General features: G+C 67.4%; 16 protein-coding genes. 11 read left to right on the top strand and 5 right to left on the bottom strand.

From position 1 onward, the window contains the following. Nucleotides 1-7 precede the first annotated feature (7 nt). Nucleotides 8-886: a 3-methyl-2-oxobutanoate hydroxymethyltransferase gene (gene panB / locus FB459_RS12770; protein WP_141928777.1), complete on the bottom strand. Its 879-nt coding sequence runs from the start codon at nucleotides 884-886 to the stop codon at nucleotides 8-10. Between the two features lie 248 nt (nucleotides 887-1134). On the opposite strand from panB, the gene FB459_RS12765 reads away from it, so the two are divergent. From FB459_RS12765 to FB459_RS12720, 10 genes are all read left to right on the top strand, one after another. Next, nucleotides 1135-3384, top strand: a complete 2250-nt coding sequence (locus FB459_RS12765) for an immune inhibitor A domain-containing protein (RefSeq protein ID WP_240796054.1) — start codon at nucleotides 1135-1137, stop codon at nucleotides 3382-3384. A 103-nt stretch (nucleotides 3385-3487) separates the two neighbouring features. Continuing rightward, nucleotides 3488-4825 carry a type I glutamate--ammonia ligase gene (glnA, locus tag FB459_RS12760; RefSeq protein WP_141928776.1) on the top strand — a complete coding sequence of 446 codons (1338 nt, stop codon included), beginning with the start codon at nucleotides 3488-3490 and terminating at the stop codon, nucleotides 4823-4825. Further along, nucleotides 4822-7812 (top strand): bifunctional [glutamine synthetase] adenylyltransferase/[glutamine synthetase]-adenylyl-L-tyrosine phosphorylase, encoded by a 2991-nt coding sequence (locus FB459_RS12755; RefSeq protein ID WP_141928775.1) that lies wholly within the window; start codon nucleotides 4822-4824, stop codon nucleotides 7810-7812. Before glnA ends, FB459_RS12755 begins: the two co-directional genes overlap by 4 nt. 69 nt (nucleotides 7813-7881) lie before the next feature. Further along, on the top strand, nucleotides 7882-9216 hold the full coding sequence (gene hisD / locus FB459_RS12750) for a histidinol dehydrogenase (RefSeq protein ID WP_141928774.1): 1335 nt from the start codon (nucleotides 7882-7884) through the stop codon (nucleotides 9214-9216). Further along, entirely contained in the window at nucleotides 9213-10346 is a 1134-nt protein-coding gene (locus FB459_RS12745; protein ID WP_141928773.1) for a histidinol-phosphate transaminase, read from the top strand. The genes hisD and FB459_RS12745 overlap by 4 nt, the downstream gene beginning before the upstream one ends. Next, nucleotides 10343-10984, top strand: a complete 642-nt coding sequence (gene hisB, locus FB459_RS12740) for an imidazoleglycerol-phosphate dehydratase HisB (protein ID WP_129626703.1) — start codon at nucleotides 10343-10345, stop codon at nucleotides 10982-10984. The genes FB459_RS12745 and hisB overlap by 4 nt, the downstream gene beginning before the upstream one ends. Nucleotides 10985-10999: 15 nt before the next feature. After that, nucleotides 11000-11617: a hypothetical protein gene (locus tag FB459_RS12735; protein ID WP_129626705.1), complete on the top strand. Its 618-nt coding sequence runs from the start codon at nucleotides 11000-11002 to the stop codon at nucleotides 11615-11617. Continuing rightward, nucleotides 11614-12228 carry an imidazole glycerol phosphate synthase subunit HisH gene (gene hisH / locus FB459_RS12730; RefSeq protein WP_141928772.1) on the top strand — a complete coding sequence of 205 codons (615 nt, stop codon included), beginning with the start codon at nucleotides 11614-11616 and terminating at the stop codon, nucleotides 12226-12228. The genes FB459_RS12735 and hisH overlap by 4 nt, the downstream gene beginning before the upstream one ends. Nucleotides 12229-12243: 15 nt before the next feature. Beyond that, nucleotides 12244-12981, top strand: a complete 738-nt coding sequence (gene priA, locus FB459_RS12725) for a bifunctional 1-(5-phosphoribosyl)-5-((5-phosphoribosylamino)methylideneamino)imidazole-4-carboxamide isomerase/phosphoribosylanthranilate isomerase PriA (protein ID WP_129626709.1) — start codon at nucleotides 12244-12246, stop codon at nucleotides 12979-12981. Continuing rightward, nucleotides 12974-13744, top strand: coding sequence for an SseB family protein (locus FB459_RS12720; protein WP_246092438.1), 771 nt, complete (start codon nucleotides 12974-12976; stop codon nucleotides 13742-13744). The genes priA and FB459_RS12720 overlap by 8 nt, the downstream gene beginning before the upstream one ends. A 15-nt stretch (nucleotides 13745-13759) precedes the next feature. On the opposite strand, the gene FB459_RS12715 is transcribed toward FB459_RS12720, so the two are convergent. The 4 genes from FB459_RS12715 to FB459_RS12700 all read right to left on the bottom strand — a co-directional run bounded on the left by FB459_RS12715 (nucleotide 13760) and on the right by FB459_RS12700 (nucleotide 18381). Further along, on the bottom strand, nucleotides 13760-14746 hold the full coding sequence (locus FB459_RS12715) for a 1-acyl-sn-glycerol-3-phosphate acyltransferase (protein WP_141928771.1): 987 nt from the start codon (nucleotides 14744-14746) through the stop codon (nucleotides 13760-13762). Then, nucleotides 14743-15612 carry a patatin-like phospholipase family protein gene (locus FB459_RS12710; protein WP_141928770.1) on the bottom strand — a complete coding sequence of 290 codons (870 nt, stop codon included), beginning with the start codon at nucleotides 15610-15612 and terminating at the stop codon, nucleotides 14743-14745. The genes FB459_RS12715 and FB459_RS12710 overlap by 4 nt, the downstream gene beginning before the upstream one ends. A gap of 310 nt (nucleotides 15613-15922) precedes the next feature. Continuing rightward, complete coding sequence (locus FB459_RS12705; RefSeq protein WP_141928769.1) at nucleotides 15923-16885, bottom strand: phosphotriesterase family protein; 963 nt, start codon at nucleotides 16883-16885, stop codon at nucleotides 15923-15925. Continuing rightward, nucleotides 16882-18381 carry an AMP-binding protein gene (locus FB459_RS12700; RefSeq protein WP_141928768.1) on the bottom strand — a complete coding sequence of 500 codons (1500 nt, stop codon included), beginning with the start codon at nucleotides 18379-18381 and terminating at the stop codon, nucleotides 16882-16884. Before FB459_RS12700 ends, FB459_RS12705 begins: the two co-directional genes overlap by 4 nt. 140 nt (nucleotides 18382-18521) lie before the next feature. On the opposite strand from FB459_RS12700, the gene FB459_RS12695 reads away from it, so the two are divergent. Next, nucleotides 18522-19490, top strand: a complete 969-nt coding sequence (locus tag FB459_RS12695; RefSeq protein WP_141928767.1) for a zinc-binding dehydrogenase — start codon at nucleotides 18522-18524, stop codon at nucleotides 19488-19490. Nucleotides 19491-19694: the final 204 nt, after the last annotated feature.

Raw genomic sequence — 19694 nt, 5'->3', positions numbered from 1 at the left:
GCGGGCATCACTCGGCGAAGGACTGCTCCTGGTTGGGGAAGGTGCCGGCGGCGACGTCCTCACGGTACTCACGCGCGGCCTCCAGCAAGGTGCTGCGAATGTCGGCGTAGCGCTTGACGAAGCGGGGAGCCTTGCCGCCACGCAAACCGGCGAAGTCCTGCCAGACCAGCACCTGGGCATCGCATTCCGGCCCGGCACCGATGCCGATCGTCGGGATACGCAACGCCTTGGTCACCTCTGCGGCGACCGGGGTCGGCACCATCTCCATCACGATCCCGAATGCGCCCGCGTCCTGCAGCGCTCGCGCGTCGGCGATCATCTTGGCTGCCGCTTCGCCTCGCCCCTGGACCCGATAGCCGCCGAGATTGTGCTCGCTCTGTGGAGTGAACCCGATGTGCGCCATGACCGGAATGCCTGCGGCCGTGAGGGTCTGCACCAGCGGCGCCATCGCGGCACCCCCCTCGAGCTTGACCGCGTGTGCACGCCCTTCCTTCATCAACCGGACCGCGGAGTCGAAGCCCTGCTGGACGCTGCCTCCGTAGGTGCCGAACGGGAGGTCGGCGACGACCATCGCGTACTTGACCGCGCCGGACACCGCGCGCACCAGCGGAACGAATTCGTCGAGAGTCACCGGAAGAGTGGTCTCGTACCCGAACACGTTGTTGCCGGCCGAGTCACCGACCAGCAGCACCGGGATCTGCGCCTCGTCGAAGATCTCGGCCGCGTACTGGTCGTACGCGGTGAGCATCGACCACTTCTCGCCCCGCTCCTTCATCTGGTGCAGATGGACGGTGCGGGTGCGACGGCGGGGACGCATGCCGTCGCCCTGTGGAGCATCGGAGGACTTGGCCGGGCTGCCACCGTAGGGTGCGGGCTCTTCGCTCATGGCCGCAAGGCTAGCGAGCGTGCCGCCGTGTGCACGGACGAGCCCACGTGCGGGAAAGTTCCACCTCTACGGGTGGGGAAAGGTAAGAAGATGTTAAAGAAATCAGATCGCCTATCGCTGTGGCGATGATTTGGAGCCAAACTTCCTGGATGACCGGGCTCCACCCCCGCAGCCCGGGATCCCCTGGAGGAACAGTGAACCGACGGATTTTCCGTGCCGTGGTGGGCACGACAGCTGCCGTGACGGCAATGACATGCGCAGGAGGCGCAGCGACCGCGGCCCCGGTCGTGGGCCAGGTGGCCACTTCGGCGGTGCCCGGTGACGACGCACCCTCGAAGGTCCAGCGCGACAACCTGCCCGACCCGATGCACGAGGCGCAGGGCAAGTTGCGCAACGACGCCGTCAAGCAGGTCGTCGCCGGCAAGGCCAACCTGAAGACCATCAACGGCAAGCGTGTTGTCGAGATGAAGAAGGCCAAGGGCGCTCAGAAGGGCAAGTACGTCCAGTACGACGTCAACCGAACCGCCTCGATCTTCACGATCCTCGCCGAGTTCGGAGACCAGACCAAGCCGGCCCAGGGTGGTGGCGCAGGTCCGATGCACAACCAGATCGAGCAGCCCGACCGCTCGGTCGACAACAGCACCATCTGGAAGCCGAACTTCGACCGGGCACACTTCCAGGACCTCATGTTCGGTCCGACGAACTCGATGCAGCACTTCTACAAGGCGCAGTCCCAGGGGCGCTTCAACGTCACCGGTGACGTCAGCGACTGGGTCAAGCTGCCCTACAACGAGGCGCGCTACGGCCACAATCCGGTCCCGGGCGACGGCACCAGCGAGGCCGAGGGCTACTGGTCGTTCATCGGCGACTCGGCCACCGCGTGGTACAACGCGCAGAAGGCTGCCGGCAAGACCGACCAGCAGATCAAGACCTACCTGGCGCAGTTCGACAAGTGGGACCGTTACGACTACGACGGTGACGGCAACTTCGATGAGCCGGACGGCTACATCGACCACTTCCAGGCCATCCACGCCGGCCAGGGCGAAGAAGTCGGAGGCGGCGCACAGGGCGAGGACGCGATCTGGTCCCACCGCTGGTCCGTCCAGTCGGGTACCGGCACCACCGGTCCGGCCAACTTCAAGGCCGGCGGTGTGCAGATCGGTAACACCGGCATCTGGATCCGCGACTACACGACCGAGCCGGAGAACGGTGGCCTCGGTGTGTTCGCGCACGAGTTCGGCCACGACCTCGGCCTGCCGGACCTGTACGACACCGCGGGTGGCGACAACAGCACCGCGTTCTGGTCGCTGATGAGCGCCGGTTCCTACCTCAACGACGGTGGCCCCGACGGCATCGGCACGATTCCGGGCTATATGGGTGCCTGGGAGAAGATGTTCCTCGGTTGGTCCGACACCAAGACGGTGAACTACGCCAAGGGTACGAGCCAGACTGTCACCACTGGACCGGCCGACCTGGACGACAAGAAGCTTCCGCAGGCTGTCGCCGTCAACCTGCCGAACCGCACGCTCGTGGAGCAGTACACCAAGCCCAAGACCGGAACGATGGAATGGTGGAGCGGTCGTACCGATGGCACCACCACGTCGCTCACCCGCGACATCGACCTGACCAACGCCTCGACCGCGTCCGTCTCGGCTGCTGTCGCCTACGACATCGAGACGAACTACGACTACCTGTACTCGCAGGTCTCCACCGACGGTGGCACCACGTGGAAGAACGTCGCCGCGCCGCTGACGGGTAAGAACCTCAACTGGGCGACCAAGACGGTCGACCTGTCGGCGTACAAGGGACAGAAGATCAAGTTCCGTTTCGCCTACGTGACCGACGAGGCCTACAACGAGGCCGGCGCGTTCCTGGACGACATCGTCACCACCATCGACGGTGTCTCCAGCACCGAGGGTGCGGAGTCCGAGACCTCGGCGTGGACCGCGAAGGGCTTCACCCGAATCGACGGAACCGTCACCAAGCAGGTGCCGCAGTACTACCTCGCCGAGTACCGCCGTTACGCCGGGTACGACGCCGGCCTGCGGACCGGTCCGTACAACTTCGGTTTCGCGAACACCAAGCCCGACTGGGTGGAGCACTTCCCCTACCAGGACGGCCTGCTGATCACCTTCAGCGACGGTCGCTACGAGGACAACAACACCTCGGTGCACCCGGGCGGCGGACTCGTCCTGCCGGTCGACGCCAACCCGGCGAACATGAAGTTCTCGGACGGTACGAAGGTCGGCAACCGTCGCCAGCCGTACGACGCGACGTTCACCACGCAGGCTCGTGACGAAATCACGTTGCACCGCAACGGTGTTCCGACCACCTTCCCGTCCAAGCCGGGCGTGACCACGTTCGACGACAGCGACCCGGACCGCTACTACGACGCCACCAACCCGTGGGCCTCGACAAAGGTCGCCGGCTCCGGCACGACGATCCGCGTCCAGAACCACGCGGCTAAGTCGATGAAGCTGGTCATCTCGTTCAAGTGATCGCACAGCAGTAAGCCGCGACCCTCGCGGTGAGATGCGTGGCCCCGGGTGTGAATCACCCGGGGCCACGCGTATGACGCCGCAGTAGGCCAAGATGGGAACCATGGATCGGCAACAGGAATTCGTGCTGCGCACCATCGAGGAACGCGACATCCGGTTCGTACGGGTGTGGTTCACCGACGTGTTGGGAACCTTGAAGTCGGTGGCGGTCGCCCCGGCCGAGCTCGAGGGGGCGTTCGTCGAGGGCATCGGCTTCGACGGCAGTTCGATCGAGGGACTGGCCCGGGTCTACGAGGCCGACATGCTCGTACGGCCGGACGCTTCGACCTTCCAGATCCTGCCGTGGCGCGGTGAGCGTCCCGGCACCGCGCGGATGTTCGCCGACATCCGGTTGCCCGACAACTCACCGAGTGCCGCTGACCCGCGCAGCGTGCTGCGTCGGGCGCTGGGCAAGGCGGCCGAGAAGGGGCTGACCTTCTACACCCACCCGGAGATCGAGTTCTATCTGTTCGAGAAGGACCTGTCCTCCTCCGGTGAACCGGTGCCGATCGATCAAGCGGGCTTCTTCGACCACGTCCCGCAGGGTGCCGGCCACGACTTCCGTCGAGCGGCGATCTCGATGCTGGAGACGATGGGCATCTCGGTGGAGTTCAGCCATCACGAGTCCGGTCCAGGCCAGAACGAGATCGATCTGCGTTATGCGGACGCGTTGTCCACCGCAGACAACATCATGACCTTCAAGACGGTCGTGAAGGAGGTCGCGCTGGAGCGCGGCATCTTCGCGTCCTTCATGCCCAAACCGCTTGCGCACCAACCGGGTTCGGGCATGCATACGCACGTGTCGCTGTTCGAGGGTGACACCAACGCGTTCTACGAACCCGGTGCGCCGTACCAGCTGTCGCTCACCGCACGCCGCTTCATCGCGGGCGTCCTGAAGCATGCACCGGAGATCTCCGCCGTCACCAATCAGTGGGTCAACTCCTACAAGCGGCTATGGGGCGGCCAAGAGGCTCCGGCGTACATCTGCTGGGGCCACAACAACCGCAGCGCGATGGTGCGAGTGCCGATGTACAAGCCGAACAAGGGCGCCTCGACCCGCGTCGAGATCCGGTCCCTCGATCCGTCCTGCAACCCCTACCTGGCGTACGCGCTCGTGCTGGCCGCAGGCATGCGCGGCATCGAGCAAGAGTACGAGTTGCCTCCCGAGGCGGAGGACGACGTCTGGAACCTCACCGACCGCGAACGCCGAGCGATGGGCATCGACCCGCTGCCGGCGTCCCTCGACCACGCGATCCACCTGATGGAGGAGAGCGAACTGGTCGCCGAAACCCTTGGCGAGCACGTCTTCGACTTCTTCCTGCGCAACAAGCGCGCCGAGTGGGCGGCCTACCGCGAGCAAGTCACCCAGTTCGAGATCCAGCACTACCTCTACCGGCTATGAGCGCCGAGTCCGCACTGACCGACGGCGCCCTCACCCGCGTCGGCTTCCTGGAACCGTCCCGAAGCAAGGGTCTGCTGGAGCAGGTGCCCGACTGGTCGCCGGAGGCGTTGGTCGGCCCGTTGTCGAAGGTCGCCGATCCCGATGGCGCGGCCCTGGGCCTGGTCCGGTTGTACGAGGCGCTGGACGCCGGTGATCGCCGCGAGGTCGGCGAGCTGCTGGCACAGGACGGCGACCGCGCCGATCGGCTGTTGCATCTGCTCGGTGCATCCTCCGCACTCACCGACTGGCTGGTGCGCCGCCCCGAGCAATGGCGCGAGGTCGCGGACGCCACGATCGGCGACGAGGCGACGCTGCGCGAGGCGGTCTCGAACGAGGTGCGCGACAGCACCGGTCCGGAAGCGGTCGATCTGCTGCGGATCGCCTACAAGCGCCAACTGCTGAAGATCGCGGCTGTCGACCTCTGCGGCAACTCGGTCGAACTGCTGCCCCAGGTCTCGCAAGCGCTTGCGGACCTGGCCGGCGCCGCGCTGCAGACCGCCCTCGACATCGCCTCCCGTGAACACGACGACAGTGATCGGTGTCGGCTCACCGTGATCGCGATGGGCAAGTGTGGGGCACGCGAGCTCAACTACATCTCCGATGTCGACGTCGTGTTCGTGGCCGAGCCGGCCGACGGTGCCGACGAGGACGAAGCCCTTTCTGTGGCGACGAAACTGGCGATCGACCTGATGCGGATCTGCAGCACCTCGACCGGGGAGGGGAGCCTGTGGGAGGTGGACGCGGCGCTGCGCCCGGAGGGCAAACAAGGCCCGCTGGTGCGCACGGTGGCCAGCCATCGTCGTTACTACGAGCGTTGGGCGAAGACGTGGGAGTTCCAGGCGCTGCTGAAGGCACGACCGGTCGCGGGCGACATGGAACTCGGCGCGGAGTATCTCGACGCCATCCAGCCGATGATCTGGCAGGCCGCCCACCGGGAGAACTTCGTCGAGGACGTCCAGGCCATGCGTCGCCGCGTCGAGCAGCACGTGCCCGCCGGGGAGGCGGCCCGGCAGATCAAGCTCGGGCCTGGCGGCCTGCGCGACATCGAGTTCAGCATGCAGCTGCTCCAGCTGGTGCACGGCCGCACCGACGAACGATTGCGGCTGCGCAGCACTCTGGCGGCGATCGACGCGCTCGCCAACCGCGGTTACATCGGTCGTACCGACGCCGCAAAGCTGGACCAGGCGTACCGGACCCTTCGGGCGATGGAGCACCGCATCCAGGTCTCGAAGATGCGGCGCACCCACTTGATGCCGACCTCCGAGACCGACCGTCGGCGGATCGGGCGCGGACTCGGCTTCCGTAGTGACGCCGAGACCGAGATCGAGTCGCTGTGGCGCAAGCAGTCGCGCGAGGTGCGCCACCTGCACGAAAGCATCTTCTACCGTCCGCTCCTGTCGGCCGTTGCGCGGTTGTCCGACGACGACGCTCGTCTGAGCCCGCAGAGTGCGGCCGACCGGTTGAACGCGCTGGGTTACCGCGACGCCAAGGGAGCCATGCGTCACCTGGAGGCTCTGACCGGGGGAGTGACCCGGCGCGCGGCGATCCAGCGCACGCTCATGCCGGTGATGTTGCAGTGGTTCGCCGAGGAGCCCGATCCTGATCTGGGCCTGCTGACGTTCCGCAAGATCAGTGAGGCCCTGGGCACCAGCCCCTGGTATCTGCGCATGCTGCGTGACGAAGGCTCCGCCGCCGAGACCCTGGCGCGGGTGCTGGCCACCAGCCGGTTCGTGTCCGGGCTGCTCGAACGCGCCCCGTCGGCTGCCGCGCTCGTCGGCGACAAGGACGCGCTCGTCCCGTTGTCGCGTGAGGCGATCATCACCGCGATGAAAGCGGCCGCGTCCCGCCAGGAGGATGACGAAAAGGCCGTCGTCGGGTTGCGGTCCACCCGGCGCACCGAACTCATCCGCATCGCGATCGCCGACCTGTCCGGCGACCTCGACACGGACGCGGTCGAGACCGCACTCAGCGAACTCACCGCAGCCACTCTGCATGTCACGCTGGGAATCGCGATCCGAGCGGTGGAAAGGGAAGCGGGAGAACGACTTTCGACCCGCGTCGCGATCATCGGCATGGGCCGGCTCGGGGGCCGCGAGTGCGGTTACGCCAGCGACGCCGACGTGCTGTTCGTGCATGACCCGGCCGAGGGTGCTGACCCGAAGACTGCCGAGAAGCAGGCCGAAACCGTGGTCGGCTTCGTCCGCAAACACCTGAGTTCCGCAGGCCCTGACCCAGCCTTGGGCATCGATGCCGATCTGCGTCCGGAGGGCAAGGCCGGTCCCTTGGTCCGCACGCTGGAGTCGTACGCCGCGTACTACGAGCGCTGGTCCGAGGGCTGGGAGGCGCAGGCCCTGCTGCGTGCCTCGCCGGTCGCCGGCGACCCGGAGGTCGGTCGCCGGTTCATCGAGATCATCGACCCGCTTCGTTACCCCGAGGGCGGCATCGACGACAAGGCCGTTCGTCAGATCCGCACCCTGAAGGCCCGCATGGAGGCCGAACGCATCCCGCGCGGCGGCGACCTGAAACGGCACTTCAAGCTCGGTCACGGCGGTCTCTCGGACGTCGAATGGACCGTCCAGATGCTGCAACTGCAGCACGCCGCCGCCTACCCCGACCTGCGTCACCCGGGCACGATGACTCCGCTCAAGGCGCTTGCCGAGCACGGTCTGATCGACGACGAGGCGGCGTCGATGCTTCGGCAGTCCTGGACGCTTGCCTCGCGCCTGCGTAACGCGTCCGTGCTGTGGCGCGGCCGTGCGTTCGACGGGTTGCCGAGCAACATGACCGACGCGAACGGCATCGCCCGGGTGATGGGCTGGCCGGTTGGCTCGGGCAACCAGCTGTCCGAGCGGTATCGCCGAGCGGCGCGTAAGGCGCGTGGTGTGGTCGAGGAAGTGTTCTACGGCGAGAAGAAACGCCTCGGCCGGGACCCCAATCCGAGCCGGTGAGCAGCTCGTCGGGCGGCCGTTCGGTGGACGGTTCTACATCACACCGGCGAGCTTCGTAGACTGAAGCACGTGCTTTCCCGTATCGATCTGCGCGGCACCGCCCTGTCCGGCCTGGACGCCCGCGGCCTGCGTAACACCCTGCCCCGTGCCGAGTTCGACGTCGAGGCCGCGCTGGACGCGGTCCGTCCGATCTGCGAGCAGGTCGAGCATGGTGGCGTCGAGGCGCTGCTGGAGCTGGGGGAGAAGTTCGACGGCGTCCGACCCCCGCAGCTTCGGGTGCCCGCCGAGGTCATCACCGCCGCGCTCGAAACGCTCGACCCGGCCGTCCGCGCCGCGCTCGAGGAGTCGATCCGCCGCGCTCGCCTGGTGCACGCCGACCAGCGCCGCACCGAGGTGACCACGAAGGTCAGCGACGGTGGCACGGTCACCGAGAAGTGGATCCCGGTCGATCGGGTCGGTCTCTACGTCCCCGGCGGCAAGGCGGTGTACCCGAGCTCGGTGGTGATGAACGTGGTGCCCGCGCAACTGGCCGAGGTCGGCTCGATCGCGGTCGCCAGCCCCCCGCAGAAGGACAATGGCGGTTACCCGCACCCGACGATCCTGGCCGCGTGCGCGCTGCTCGACGTCGACGAGGTGTACGCGGTCGGCGGGGCACAGGCGGTCGCGATGTTCGCGCACGGTGCGCGGGACGCGTCCGGTGTCACGGTCTGTGAACCGGCCACCTTGGTCACCGGCCCGGGCAACATCTACGTCGCCGCCGCCAAGCGGTTGCTCAAGGGGCTCATCGGAATCGACGCCGAAGCGGGCCCCACCGAGATCGCGATCCTCGCCGATGCCACCGCGCAGCCGGACCTGGTGGCGGCCGACCTGATCAGCCAGGCAGAGCACGACGAACTGGCTGCATCGGTGCTGGTCACCGACTCGGTCGAGCTGGCCGACGCCGTCGACGCCGCGCTGGAGCGCCGGGTGCCCGCGACCAAGCACACCGAGCGCGTGCGTATCGCGCTGACCGGGCGCCAGTCGGGCACCGTCCTCGTCGACGACGTGTCGGCCGGACTGCGGGTCGTCGACTCCTACGCGGCCGAGCACCTGGAGATCCAGACCGCGGACGCAGCCTCGGTGGCTGCCAAGGTCCGCAATGCCGGCGCGATCTTCGTCGGCGATCACTCGCCGGTGAGCCTGGGCGACTACGCCGCCGGTTCGAACCACGTCCTGCCCACGGGCGGATGCGCGTGCCACAGCAGCGGTCTGTCGGTGCAGTCCTTCCTGCGCGGTGTCCACGTCATCGACTACTCTCGTGACGCGCTCGACGTGATCGCCGAAACCGTTGTGACGCTTGCAAATTCCGAAGATCTACCGGCGCACGGTGAGGCCGTGACCGCCCGCTTCGAGGCGCGCTCATGAACGAACTCGACCGACTGCTGCGCGCGGATCTGCGCGGCCGCACCGCCTACGGCGCTCCGCAGCTCGACGTGCCCGTGGCGCTCAACACCAACGAATCCTCCTACGGCGTCTCACGCGAGGTGATTGACGCGATCCTCACCGAGGTGGAGGCCGTCGCGAGCACGCTCAACCGGTACCCCGACCGTGAGTTCACCCGCCTGCGCACCGACCTGGCCGGCTACCTCACCCGGACGACCGACGTGCACGTGGAGCCGGACCGGGTCTGGGCGGGCAACGGCTCCAACGAGGTGCTGCAGCACATCGTGCAGGCCTTCGGCGGCACCGGACGTACCGCCCTCGGCTTCACCCCGTCGTACTCGATGCACCCGATCATCAGCGGCGTGAGCGGTACGAGCTGGGTCGACGGAATGCGCACCCAGGATCCGTCCCGCTTCGACATCGATCTCGGCCTCGCGGTGGAACAGGCGACGGAGCATGACCCGTCGGTGGTGTTCCTCACCTCCCCGAACAACCCGACCGGCACCGCACTCGACCTCGACGTCGTGCAGGCCGTGTACGACGCAGCACCGAACGCGATCGTCGTCGTCGACGAGGCGTACGCCGAGTTCGCGCGACCGGGCACGCCCAGTGCGATCACGCTGCTCAAGGGACGGCCGCGACTGGTGGTGACCCGCACGATGTCCAAGGCGTTCGCCTTCGCGGGGGTGCGTCTGGGCTACCTGGCCGCTGACCCACACCTGATCGACCTGCTCCGTCTGGTCCGGATGCCCTATCACCTCTCGTCCGTCACGCAGGCGGTCGCGTGTGCTGCTCTCGAACACCGCACCACGATGTTGTCGATGGTCGAGGCCATCAAGGCCGAGCGTGACCGATTGGTCGCGGGGTGCACCGATCTCGGGTTGCGACCGGTGCCGAGTGATGCGAACTTCGTCCTCGTCGGCGGGTTCGACGACGCCGCCACGACCTGGCAGGCTCTGCTCGACCAGGGGGTCCTGGTGCGTGACGTCGGCATCGCCAACCACCTGCGGATCACCGCAGGCACACCGGACGAGACGGACGCCGTCCTCGCCGCCTTCAGCACTGTCCTCGCCACCGCGCGAGGCGCGGACGAACGTCAGGAGACAGCATGAATTCCGTTCACGCAGAGCCCTACTCGCCGCAGAACCAGCCGCACCGCGTCGCTGAGTTGTCGCGCAAGACCTCGGAGAGCTCAGTCGAGGTGCGGGTCGACCTCGACGGAACCGGGAAGGCCGAGATCTCGACGGGTGTGCGCTTCTACGACCACATGCTCGAGAGCTTGGCGAAGCACTCGCTCATCGATCTGCGGGTCAAGACCGTCGGCGATGTCGACGTGGACGCTCACCACTCGGTCGAGGACACCGCGATCCTGCTCGGGCAGGCCGTCCGTGAGGCGCTCGGTGACAAGTGCGGGATCAGCCGGTTCGGCGATGCGACGGTGCCGCTGGACGAGGCACTCGTGCAAGCCGTCGTGGACGTGGCCGGTCGCCCCTACTTCGTGCACGTCGGTGAACCCGACGGGCAGATCTACGCGATCATCGGCGGCGACTACACCGGCTCGCTGACCCGACACGTGCTGGAGAGCTTCGCGCACCACGCAGGGATCGCGCTGCACGTTCGCGTGCTGTCCGGTCGCGACCCGCACCACATCGTGGAGACTCAGTTCAAGGCGGTCGCCCGAGCGCTGCGCGCCGCGATCGCGCGCGACCCGCGCGTCGAGGGCGTGCCCAGCGCCAAGGGCGTGCTTTGAGCCGATGAACCGATCATGAGTCGAACGCTGCCCGGCGTTCTGCTGCTGCACGCCGACGCCAAGCTGACCGACGCGTGGGTGCGGCGCGGTGTGGTGCCCAGCTACGTCGTCCCGCTGCCCGGCTGGACCGCGGTCGTCCCCGCCGGACCGACTCAGCTGTCGGCCCCATACGACGACGCGTTGACCGTGACAGCGAACCGTCCGGTACCGACCCGGCTGCGAACAGCCTTGGGGTTCTTCGTGATCGACGGTATTGCGATCGTGTCCGCGCAGACCCGTGGCTGGCGCTCCGCACCGCGGATGGTCAGTTGGACGCCCGGTCACGGCGCGGATGAGGTGCCTGGTTTCCCACCGCTGAAGCTCGGTCAGCTCGCCGAGTCGGCGGGTCTCGACGAGAACGATGTCGCCGGGGTCCGTCGGGTGCTCGCGGCTCGCGCCGGTGACCCGACCGCGCAGTTGCAGCAGTTGATGCACGCTCTCGCATTGCCGGGTGCCGGGATGCTGTCCGGCGAGGGCGTGAAGTCCGACCTCGAAGCAGTTCTGGTGGAGCCCGACCGGAGCGCCGTCGGTCACTTCGAGAAGGTTGCCGGCGACGAGGCCGAGATGCGCGCCGAACTGCGGGAGAACCTGTGAAGCGGGTCGTCGTCCTCGACTACGGCAGCGGCAACGTGCGCTCCGTCGTCCGCATGCTCGAGCGGGTCGGCGCCGATGTCGAGTTGACGGCCGATCGTGAGGCCGCACTGTCGGCCGACGGACTGTACGTGCCCGGTGTCGGCAACTTCCACGCGTGCATGGCCGGCCTCGACGCGGTCGGTGCTGCCGGATTGATCGAGCAGCGGCTCACGAACGGGCGTCCGGTTCTCGGCGTCTGCGTCGGCTACCAGGTGATGTTCGACGGCAGCGCCGAACCCAGCCCGGCCCCGTTGCCGGGCCTTCGGCGCTGGGCCTGCGAGGTCGGCCGTCTCGAAGCCGACGTCGTCCCGCACATGGGGTGGAGTCAGGTCGCCGCCGGGGCGGGGAGCGTGTTGTTGGACGGTCTGGACGGCGAACGGTTCTACTTCGTCCACTCCTTCGCCCCGTCGCGCTGGGGAGGTGCCGACACCGCCGTCGTCAGCACGGCCACGCACGGTGGCTCCTTCGTCGCCGCGGTTGAGGACGGCCTGCTGGCAGGCACACAATTCCACCCGGAGAAGTCCGGGGACGCCGGTGCGCAGTTGTTGCGCAACTGGTGTGATTCGTTGTGAGACAAGGGAAGTGACATGACCGAACAGCCACGCCTCGAGCTTCTTCCGGCCGTCGACGTCGTCGACGGCCAGGCCGTCCAACTGGTGCAGGGCATCGCCGGCACCGGTGGTGAGTTCGGTGACCCTTGGCTGGCCGCGAAGGGTTGGCAGGACCAAGGCGCCGAGTGGCTGCACCTCGTCGATCTCGACGCCGCCTTCGGTCGCGGGTCGAACCACGAACTGCTCGCCTCCATCGTGCAGCGTCTCGACATCAAGGTGGAACTGTCCGGCGGCATCCGCGACGCCGAGACCCTCGAACGGGCGCTGGCCACCGGCTGCCGCCGGGTCAACCTCGGCACCGCTGCGCTGGAGCACCCGGAATGGACCGCCCGCGCGATCGCCGAGCACGGCGACCGGATCGCCGTCGGGCTCGACGTCAAGGGCACGACGCTCGCCGCGCGTGGCTGGACCAAGGAAGGCGGCGACCTCTACGAGACGCTCGCCCGCCTCGACGGTGAGGGTTGCGCTCGTTACGTGGTGACCGATGTCGCCAAGGACGGGATGATGCAGGGCGCGAACGTCGACCTGCTGAAGGACGTCTGCTCACGCACCGACCGTCCGGTCGTCGCATCGGGTGGTGTCTCGACGTTGGACGACCTACGTGCGATCCGTGAACTGGTGCCGAACGGTGTCGAAGGGGCGATCGTCGGTTCGGCCCTGTACAAGCGGGCGTTCACGCTGCCCGAGGCGCTCGACGTCGCCGGGCGTGCGTGAGAACGCTGTGAGCTCCGAGGTACCTGACTCGACCGACGACAACGAGCAGTTCGACTCCGCAGGGCAGACCTGGCGGGGTAGGCAGGTCACCGACACCGGTTTCGGACACGATGACGGTTCGGCGAGTCCGGCTGTACTGCAGGCCCTTTCGGCTCCCGGTGACGAAGTCTCGCTGATGGCGACCCTCGCCGACGCCCGCTTCCTGGTTCCGATCGTCGCCGACGCCACCGAGGTCGTCCAGGGCGGCGGCCTGCACGCGGACAAGGCCGCCGACATGGCGGTGGCGGTGCTCGTCGGACAGGACGGCACGCGTGCACTGCCGGTCTTCACCTCACTCGATTCGCTGCACGCGTGGGATCCGGCGGCACGGCCTTCTGCGGTGGCAGCGGACAAGGCCGCGCAGGCTGCGGTGAGCGAGCGCGCCGACGTGATGGTGGTCGACCTGGCCGGTCCGCACCAGGCCGTCCTGCGACCCAGCATGGTGTGGGCGCTGGCGATGGGACGTCCGTGGCGTCCGGCACACGAGGACGAGCACGTCATCGCAGCGGTCGACTCTGCGGTGGCGCTCGAACAGGCTGCGGCCGGAGCGTCCTGTGAGGCAGGAGAGAGCGGTGCACTACGCATCGTGCTGCACCTGCGACCCGGGCTGGACGCGTCCGAGGTTTCAGCCCTCGCGCAGCGCGTGGGGGAGAGACTGGCGACCGACGGTGAGGTGCGGGCCCGCATCGACGCGGTCTCGTTCGCCGTCCGCCCTGCCGAGTAGGGCTCGGCGGGGCGCTCAGTCGCCGTCGAGTTCGTCGGTCCAGTCGTCCAACCGTTCCCACTCGTCCTGCAGCCAGGCATCGATGTGCTCGTCCGGTAGCGAATCTGCCTGTCGCACATCGATATGGATCTGCCGACGCAGTGGCAGGGCCCGCCAGATGTCGGGCACCGAGCGAAGGTCCTCCACTCCCTGATGGCCCGCGACGAGCACCTGGGAATCGGGCCTGGCCTGCAGGATGCGGCGCACACCGGTGGATCGTGGTGACAGCACCCGCGGGTTGCGTTCCAGCCAGGCCGCTCGCTCGGTCTCACCCTTCTCGATCGCTTCGGCGAGATCGGACGCGTGCCGGCCGGGTGACCAGTTGCGGCCTTCGGGGAACAGGAGGGTCGCGTCGTTCACCTCGACGTGTTCGGCGAAAGCGCGCAACCGTTCGTCACGCACCTGTGCAGTCATGCCCTCACCGAGGAAGTAGGCGTGCAGTCGACGCAGGCACAGGTCCATGGCCGGGTCCCACAGCAGCGCCCGTTTCAACACGACGCGGGGAACACGCACCAGGGTGTGGGTGATGACGTACACCATCAGCAACGAGTCTCCGGTGCCGGCGTGGCGGGCGAGCAGGAGCACGGGCCGGTCCGGATCCACGGCCGGCACCCTCACCCGTAGGTCGAGCCCCACCAGGCGATCGGCTGCCTGCACGAACCGGTGCAGTTCCTGGCCGAGCACGACCACATGTCGTGCCTGCCACTCCTGCTGATTGCGTCGCCAAGGCGGCATTACACACCACAACCAGGTACAGCGCACGAACACCGACCAGTCGAGCAGGACGGCAACCGCACAGGTCCACGTCAGGCGCCATCCGCGCTTGCGGCGGCTGGGCAACTCCAGCACCCACAACAGACAGCCGAGGACGACGAGCAGCAACATCATGACCGGCGCGACAACGGCGTAGATCGGATCGCGAAGGATCCGACGGACGATCAGTCCAGGGACCGGCGGATTCACCGGCGCAGGCCGGTCAGGTGTGCGGACGCCGCGTCGTAGGCGTCGTCGATCCGGCGGCGGACGGCGGTGTTCGACATCTGGCCGAAGGACACGGACGGTGCCGCTTCGGTGCCGGTCGGCAGCACGATCAGTTCGATCTCGTCCGGTACCGACTCGATCTCCTCCAGATACCGGTGGCGCCGGGCGATCTCGAACGCGACCTGACCCACCTGCCAGGGCCATCTGGGGGCGCGCAGCGCGCGGTCGACCCGACCGACGTGCATCACGAAGATTCGGTCGCAGTCCAGCAGCATCGCGCGGCCGACGGGGATCGAGTGCACCAGACCGCCGTCGAAGAAGTGCTCGTCGCCGATCCGAAACGGCGGGAACATCCCTGGTACCGAACAGGATGCGACGACTGCTTCGGCGAGCGGTCCTTTGGTGAACCAGTGCGCCTTCGCCTGCTCGACGCTCGCTGCCACACACTGGAAGCGCACCGGGAGGTCTTCGATCGATCGGGCCGGCAGTTCGTCACGCAGCAGTTTGAGCAGCCCGCCGGAGGGGTAGAGGTGAGTGCGTAGGTCTCGTCCGCGAGGACGGCGCAGATAGTCCGCTCGGTCGCGCAGTCCGCGCACCGTGGTCAGTTGTGTCCACAGGTCCTCCAAATCGGCGAGACCTGACGCGTCCGGTCTGCCGGCGAACGCCGCCCCGTTGATCGCCCCGATGCTGGTGCCGAGGACGACGTCCGGGGTGATGCCGTGGTCGACCAGGGCTCGTAGGGCGCCGATCTGGGTGGCACCCAACACACCGCCGCCACCGAGGACGAAGGCGGTGCGCGGTGTGCTGACGGGGGCGGCGCGAGGATCGTCATGAACGGCGGGGGACACGTCGCGACGATATCCGAGCGATCGCCCTGTCGACCGAGCACAATGGCGCACGATTCGGTGAGGCCTCGGTGAGGCCTCGGCGGGACCGGGGTGAGGTCCCGTCGAGACCTCGATGGACAAGGGGAAGTGACGGATGCCCGAACAGGAGTTTCCTCGGCAGTTCGGTCAGTATCGTCTCGACGCACTCGATCCGAGCTGGGTGGCGACTCGGAGCCGGATCCGACCGCTGCGCCATCGACCCGCAGCACTTCGAGCTCGACGCGTTCGGCGGTGACGCTCTGCCTGAAGGATCCGAGCGAGAGCTGACCGATCAGCGCTCGAAGTAACGGCGCGGATTCGCGACCAACATGGTCTCGATGTCGTCGTCACTGACGCCGCCGTCGCGCAGGGCAGGAAGGACATCCTCGCTGATGTGGCGGAAGTTCCACTTGGGCACCACCTGCCGCTTTGCCTCAGGGTCGAACCAGTCGATGAAGCACGACGCGTCGTGCGCGAGGACGATCTTCTCGGCGTAGCCGCGCTCGACGAGATCGACGACCGTGCGGACTCGGTCCTCGAACGGCAGCAGCACGTCGAGACCGAACCGGTCCATGCCGAGAAGCGATCCGGCGTCCGCGAGTTCGGCGAGGTAATCCAGGTCGGTCGTGTCGCCGGAGTGCCCGATGACGACCTTGGTCAGGTCGACGCCCTCTTCGCGCAGGACGCGCTGCGCCTCCAGCCCCGAGCGGGTATGCGGGTTGGTGTGAACGGTGATGGGTGCACCGGTGCGGACGTGCGCCTGCGCGACCGCTCGCATCACGCGCTCGACGCCCGGAGTCATCCCTTGCTCCTCGATCGCGCACTTGAGGAATCCCGCTCGGACGCCGGTGTCGGCGATTCCCTCGGTGAGGTCCTTCACGAAGAGTTCGGTCATCGGCTCGGGGACGTCGAACAGCAATCCCGGTCCGCTGTAATGGAATTGGAACGGGATCTCGTTGTATGTGTAGACGCCGGTCGCGACGACGATGTTCAGGTCGGTCTGTGCGGCGATCTTCTGGATCCGCGGGATGTAGCGGCCCAGGCCGAGCACGGTCGGATCGAGGATCGTGTCGATCCCGAGTCCCTTCAGTTCGTTGAGGTCGCGGACCGCATCGGCGATCTTTCCCTCCTCGTCCCAGTCACCCTGGAAGTTCTGCCGGTACTCCTCGTTCACCACGAAGACGTGTTCGTGCACGAGCACCCGTCCGAGCTCTGCGGACTCGACGGTGCCGGTGACGGTGGGGATGCTGGTCATGCCCGCTCCTGCGCTTCGAGGGACGCGCGATCGATCGCGCGTTTGAGGATTTTGCCGGTCGCACCCTTGGGCAGGGCGTCGGTGAACGTGATGACGTGCGGGACCTTGTACGCCGAGAGTTGTTCCTTCGCGTAGGCGCGCAACCCTTCGGCGTCGAGGGTGGAGCCGGGGGTGCGCACGACCACAGCGGCTACTTCCTCGCCGTAGTGCTCGTGCGGGATACCGACGACGGCGGCCTCGACGATCTCGGGGTGCGCGTAGAGCACCTCCTCGACCTCGCGGGGGTAGACGTTGTAGCCACCACGGATGATGAGATCCTTCACTCGGTCGACGATGCTCAGATACCCGTCGGCATCCACGGAGCCGAGATCGCCGGTGCGCAACCATCCGTCCTGCAGGTCGGACGCGGTCGCGTCCGGACGATTCCAATAACCCTTGAAGATCATCGGTCCGGTGATGAAGACCTCGCCGACGGTGCCCGGCTCGACCGGCTGCCCGGACGGGTCGCGGATCTCGACGGCGGCACCCGGGAGAGGCGGGCCGACGGTGCCGACCTTCTGTTCCCGCCGAATGTCGTTGAAGGTCGCCGTGCCGTTGGACTCCGTGAGCCCGTATCCCTCCAGGATCGCGCAGCCGAACTTCTTCTTGAAGGCGTTGATCACCTCGACCGGCAGCGACGCGCCGCCCGAGCTGGCCACACGCAGGTGCTTGAAGTCGTCGGCGCAGTAGTCGCCCGCGGCGTGCAGGATGGCGTTCCACATGGTCGGGACGCCTGACACGGCGGTCAGCTCGTGCTCGGTGATCATCCGCAGCATCGTCTGCGGGGTGAACGGGTGCAGGATCGAGAGGGTGACCCCCTGGACGAGCACGGCGTTCATCACCACGCACTGACCGAAGACGTGGAACAGCGGCAGACCCGTGCCGAACCTGTCGCCGGGTTCGACCTGCAGCACCGGCTCGAACATCTTGGGCGTTTGCACCAGGTTGTCCGCCGTCAGCTCGGCACCCTTCGGGCGGCCCGTCGTGCCGGAGGTGTAGAGGATGAGCGCAGTGGCATTCGCGTCGTGATCGTGCGCTGCGGTCAGCGGCTCGGTGTCGTAGCGATGGCCGGGCTCGATGATGTCCAGCGGTAGGTCGCGGCGCTCGGCCACCACGCCGGACGCATCCGCGCACCGGCTGTACGCGACGATACGGCTGACACCCGCGTCCTCACAGAGGTAGTCCAGCTCCGCAGCGGTCGACATCGTGTTGGCAGTGATCACCGTTGCGCCCAGAGCGTGCAGACCCAGGTAGGTGATCGGGAACTCCATCACTGTCGGCGCGATGAACAGGACGCGGTCGTACGGCTGCACTCCGGCCTGCCGGAAGTAGCCGCCGGCTGCCGCACTGGCAGCCTTCAGCTCGGCGAAGGTGAGTTGCGAATCCAGCGTACGAACCGCGAGATGCTCCGGCTGGCGATCAGCGGTCTCCCAGATTTCACCGGCGATGTTGACCATTCGAATCCTCCCGTCCGGCAACAGGATTCGTACGTGCGACGGACGCTCCGTTGCAGCCTGGCCGGATTTGCTCTCACGCTACGCCGGGCCGGGCGGACGAGGCAACGGATTGTCGAGGTCAGTGTGTCTAGGCTGGCACCATGTTCGCCGCTCACGCCGCCCGCACCGACTCTGCCGACCCACTGTCCGCTCTCGAGATCAGTGACATCGTCCCAGCCAGCACGCCTGCGGAGTGGGTGTCGGTGCGGATGAAGGCGGCCAGTCTCAACCATCACGATGTCTGGTCGTTGCGTGGCGTCGGTCTATCGCCCGAACGGCTGCCGATGGTGCTCGGTTGTGATGGTGTCGGTGAAACGGACGACGGACGGATGGTGGTGTTGCACACCGTGATCGCGAGCCCGGGGTGGACAGGTGACGAGACGCTTGATCCGAAGCGATCGTTGCTGTCCGAGGTGTACCCCGGGACTCTCGCCGAGTACGTGCGGATCCCCGCGGCGAATCTCGTGCCTCTGCCCGAAGGGCTGGCGGTGGAGCACGCCGCCTGCGTGTCGACCGGTTGGCTGACCGCGTACCGGATGTTGTTCGTCCAGGCCGGCGTGAAGCCCGGCGACTCGGTGCTCGTTCAGGGTGCGGGTGGTGGAGTGGCCACTGCCGCAGTGCAACTGGGCAGCGCCGCAGGACTGCGGATGTTCGTGACCTCTCGCGACGAGGAGCGCGGCCGGCGTGCCGTCGAACTCGGCGCCGAGGACGCGTTCGGGTCGGGGGAGCGGTTGCCGCGCCGGGTCGACGCCGTGCTCGAGACCGTTGGTGCCGCGACCTGGTCGCACTCGGTGAAGTCGCTGCGCCCGGGCGGCACGATCGTGATCGCCGGGGCGACGTCGGGAGATGCACCGGACAAGGCGGAGCTCACCCGGATCTTCTTCCAGCAGATGCGGATTCAGGGTTCGACGATGGGCACTCGCTCGGAACTCGAGGCCCTGCTGAGCTTCATGGCTTCCCGTCGCATCGAGCCGGTGATCGACTCCGTCCGCCCGCTGTCCGAGGCCCGCGGAGCGTTCGAGCGGATGATCGACGGCGACCTGTTCGGCAAGCTCGTCCTCACCATGTGACCACCTCACGGAACAACCGATCGAGATCGCGCGAGACTGTGACGAATGCGGCGCAGTCCCAGCACTTCTCACCGTGGTTTCGGCGCGCGGGCCCTCCTTCGTCGGGTCCGCGGCTCAACCAGCGCAGGATTGAGGCTCACCCTGGGGACGGCTGAGCCCCCTGGCGGGAACGACTTCGTCGAAGGACTGGCTCGGTGTGCCGGT

The sequence above is a fragment of the Yimella lutea genome (assembly GCF_006715095.1).
Lineage (GTDB): Bacteria > Actinomycetota > Actinomycetes > Actinomycetales > Dermatophilaceae > Yimella > Yimella lutea.
Note: the sequence above shows the minus strand (reverse complement) of the source record. Positions and strands in the feature narration are given on the sequence as shown.